Below are 3,447 nucleotides of genomic sequence, written 5' to 3'. Positions count from 1 at the left end.
CAACTAGAAAATTATCAGTTCTCAGTAGACGATTTTAATTTTTCAACTACTTGATTTTAAACAATATAAAAAAAACGTTAGTTAGAATACTAAAGAGCAGAAAAATCGACCTATAACAAGCATAAGAAAACTTAATGACAGAGAAATTATTTGAACTTGAAAAACAACTTGACAATTTTGGAGTTAAAACAAATTTAGACCAGAATACTCTTTTACTTTTCCCTGAAAATTTCAGAGAAATTCATTCTTACAAGCTTTTTGGAGACAATTTACTTGCAATTCCAGCAGGAGAAAACGATGAAATGGAAAAACCATTTAGTTTTTTGTCAAGTAAGCAAACTCTAGAATTATTTGATAGCGAATTTAGGACAGAACAAATGAACGACTTTATACAAATTGGAAACGTATTTGGTTCTACTGAGATTGTATTACTGAATAAAGCTAGAAATACTGTTCACATTTTTCATATTTCGGACATTTGCGACAAAGATTGGCTAACATATAAATTAGAAACAGAAATTTGCGAATTAGAAGTGTTTATTCAAAATCTAAGACCGCAGACAGTTTGTTGTTTTGCTAACAGAAAAAGCTATTCAGAGTACAATGTTTTTGAAATTCGAGACAATTTTAAATTGCTAAATGATGGCAATATTACAGAATATTCGGAAGAAAAAACTGTTTGGGAAGCTTATCACAAACTTGTTGACGAATCAGTGGACAAAGGATTTGAAGTCCACTATGCACCTAGAAAAATCCTAGAAAGACTCGGATAAAAAGTACGAACGCACAACAGCTAGTAAGCAATAGTCGGGAATCAGGCTTAATGGAAATATGGTTTTGTATTTGGCAAATTAGTGATAATCCGAAAAATTGTTTTTATTTAGCCCGACCATCGCCTACTAGCGGGACGTTGGGCGTAATATTGCAAAACCGACACGACCGACATTAACAATCATATTTAATATAGACTACATAAATGACCGCAGGATGAATAAAATAATGTATGCCACAATAATTTTAATGACTTTGTTTTCTTACTCTATACAATCACAATCTGTGGATTCACATAATATTTGGGAATGTACTCATGAAGATATTTCTGAGTCTGTTTCCTTAGTTTGGAAAACCACAAGAAATTGCAACCCTTCTCCACCATCAATTAAAGATAATATTGTTTATTATGGTTGTGCAGATAATTCTTTATATGCAATTGATATCAATTCGGGTAAGGAATTATGGAAATTTGAGACCAAAAATCAAATTTGGGGAGAGCCAACAGTTATAAACAACATTGTTTATGCAGGAAGTCTTGATAGTTACCTATATGCTATCGATTTAAAAACAGGTAAAGAAATATGGAAATTTAAAGCATCAGGAGAATTAAGCTCTTCTCCTAAATTCAATAATAATAAATTATACATTGGAGATCATTCTGGATATTTTTACTCTATTGATGCAAAAACCGGTAAAGAAATATGGAAATTAAGTATTGGTGACAAGATACTAAGTAGTGCAATAATGAAAAATGGAATTGTATTTATTGGAAGTAATGATGATAATTTGTACGCAATAAATGAGATAGATGGTACTGTAAAATGGAGATATAAAACTCTTCATAACATTGGAGCTTCTGCTGTAATTGACAATAATACAGTGTTCATTGGTAGTATTGACGAACATATATATGCTCTAAACATTGATGATGGAAAAGAAATATGGAAAAGAAAAACAAATATTCAGATCTTTAATTCTCCTGTTATACACAATGGTAAACTGATTATTGATGTTAACTCTAACATACACGCTGTAGATCTTAAAAACGGTAAAGATATTTGGGTGTATGAGAGTCAATTAAGTAAAAGCTGTACTAGAAAAATTGTATTAAATAATACACTTATTTATGGCACTTGTAATGACTATTTTGTTGCATTAGATATAAATACAGGTGTAGAAAAATGGAGATATAAAACTGAAGGACCTATTTCTGAAGCCTTCTCTATAATAGGAAATAACCTTATTTATAAAAAAATGAATCAAGGACTAGTTGCGCTAAAGAGTATTAACAATAAAAACTGATAAAAAACCTAAACTGCATTAAAACTCAGATTAATTAAACCGTTGGGCATAATATTACAGAACTAGGCAGAAAATAAGACATTTTACATCAAAATAGAATATGGGATTTTTAGACAAAATTTTTGGAAGGAAACAAACAGAAGACAATTCGCAAAATTTAGCAGAAACTAAAACTATTCAATCAGAAAAAGGAGACGCTTTTATTTCGACAGATGATGATTATGGGTTTAAAATAATCAGAACTTTGACTGACCAACAACGAGAAAGTGTTGACAAATCGACAATCCTTCTTAGGGCAAGCCAACTTTATATGCATTATTGGATGGACAATTTAATTTGTGAAGACCCGAACGACCAAGAGTGGCAGAATAAAGTTATGTTCTTTTGGAAAGCAGAAGAGCCATTTCATAAAAAATCATTACCTCCAATATTTGAGACATTTAAAGTTAAGAACTTTCTTTTTGGAGTTAACACTTCAAACATCTCTTTGCAAGTTGGACAGGCAATGCCTTGGTTTGGAATGCCTGGACTTGGGGAAAAACACATTTGTGAAATGAATGGACAAAAAGTGACTATCCCAGAACTAAATAAACTTGGCTTGGTTGATTACGTAGAAACTGTTGAACTGACTAACGACAATCTTAGTATTTTAACAGATAAAGACAACTATTTTTTCTTAATTGACAATAGAATAACGCCATTTCAAAACGGGAACTTCTATTTGAAAGACAAAGTAGTTCCTATTGACGTTGCGTACAGTATCGGAGGAATTCATATCATTAGAAAAACGAAATTAGAATAACATAAAAAACGAAAAAATACTACGCCCAACAGTTAGGGTTTCGTTGCGGCTGCAAGCCGAACAATGAAACCCGTGTTGAACGGAACCGGTCATTGGCAGGAACTATGGAGTTATCGTAAAGTTTAGTGAGAGAATATGAAGAGGATTTAGTATCCTCTTTTTTTTGAAGTAGTTTTGAATATAGTTTTCTAGTGTTTTCCTTTCCCGAAGTTTCGGGATTAGACATACGTGCCCTTACCCACAAAATTAGCTTTTATAGAGATTTAGATTTTGGCCACCGCCATGATACCATCCCGATGCTTCGGGAGGTGGACCACGCTGGTCAAAGACTGCTATGCGGTGTAAATTTCCTGTTTTACAACACGGACACTTGGGTAAAAAGGGTTTCTTCTCCCGCTTTTCCATGACTTTTACTTGCAGATTTTCCTGCAAAAGCTTCAATTTTTCCCGTTTCCAAGTGCTGCTCAAAAAACCGTAATGACGGATCTTGACAAAACGTTTTGGCAAAATATGCAACGTAAAACGCCTGATGAATTCCTGATGCGTCAGCGTCATTTGCTTTTTCACGC

4 protein-coding genes are annotated in these 3,447 nt (G+C 32.9%); 3 read left to right on the top strand and 1 reads right to left on the bottom strand.

Translation table 11 applies throughout. The features are described 5' to 3' along the window. Window positions 1-134 precede the first annotated feature (134 nt). The 3 genes from FPG59_RS14960 (at window position 135) to FPG59_RS14950 (ending at window position 2,878) form a co-directional block, all read left to right on the top strand. Window positions 135-773 (top strand): hypothetical protein, encoded by a 639-nt coding sequence (locus tag FPG59_RS14960; RefSeq protein WP_086455359.1) that lies wholly within the window; start codon window positions 135-137, stop codon window positions 771-773. Between the two features lie 214 nt (window positions 774-987). After that, on the top strand, window positions 988-2,076 hold the full coding sequence (locus FPG59_RS14955; RefSeq protein ID WP_086455358.1) for a PQQ-binding-like beta-propeller repeat protein: 1,089 nt from the start codon (window positions 988-990) through the stop codon (window positions 2,074-2,076). 100 nt (window positions 2,077-2,176) lie between these two features. Continuing rightward, a complete protein-coding gene (locus FPG59_RS14950) occupies window positions 2,177-2,878 on the top strand; it encodes a hypothetical protein (RefSeq protein ID WP_086455357.1) in 702 nt (233 codons plus the stop codon). Window positions 2,879-3,124: 246 nt separating this feature from the next. Here FPG59_RS14950 and FPG59_RS14945 read toward each other — a convergent pair. Next, the coding region (locus tag FPG59_RS14945) for a transposase (protein ID WP_176330766.1) at window positions 3,125-3,447 on the bottom strand (323 nt) is incomplete at its 5' end.

The sequence above is a fragment of the Flavobacterium sp. FPG59 genome (assembly GCF_002150205.1).
In the GTDB taxonomy this organism is placed as follows: Bacteria; Bacteroidota; Bacteroidia; order Flavobacteriales; family Flavobacteriaceae; genus Flavobacterium.
The sequence above is the reverse complement of the archived record's forward strand: the minus strand, read 5'-3'. Positions and strand labels throughout refer to the sequence as shown.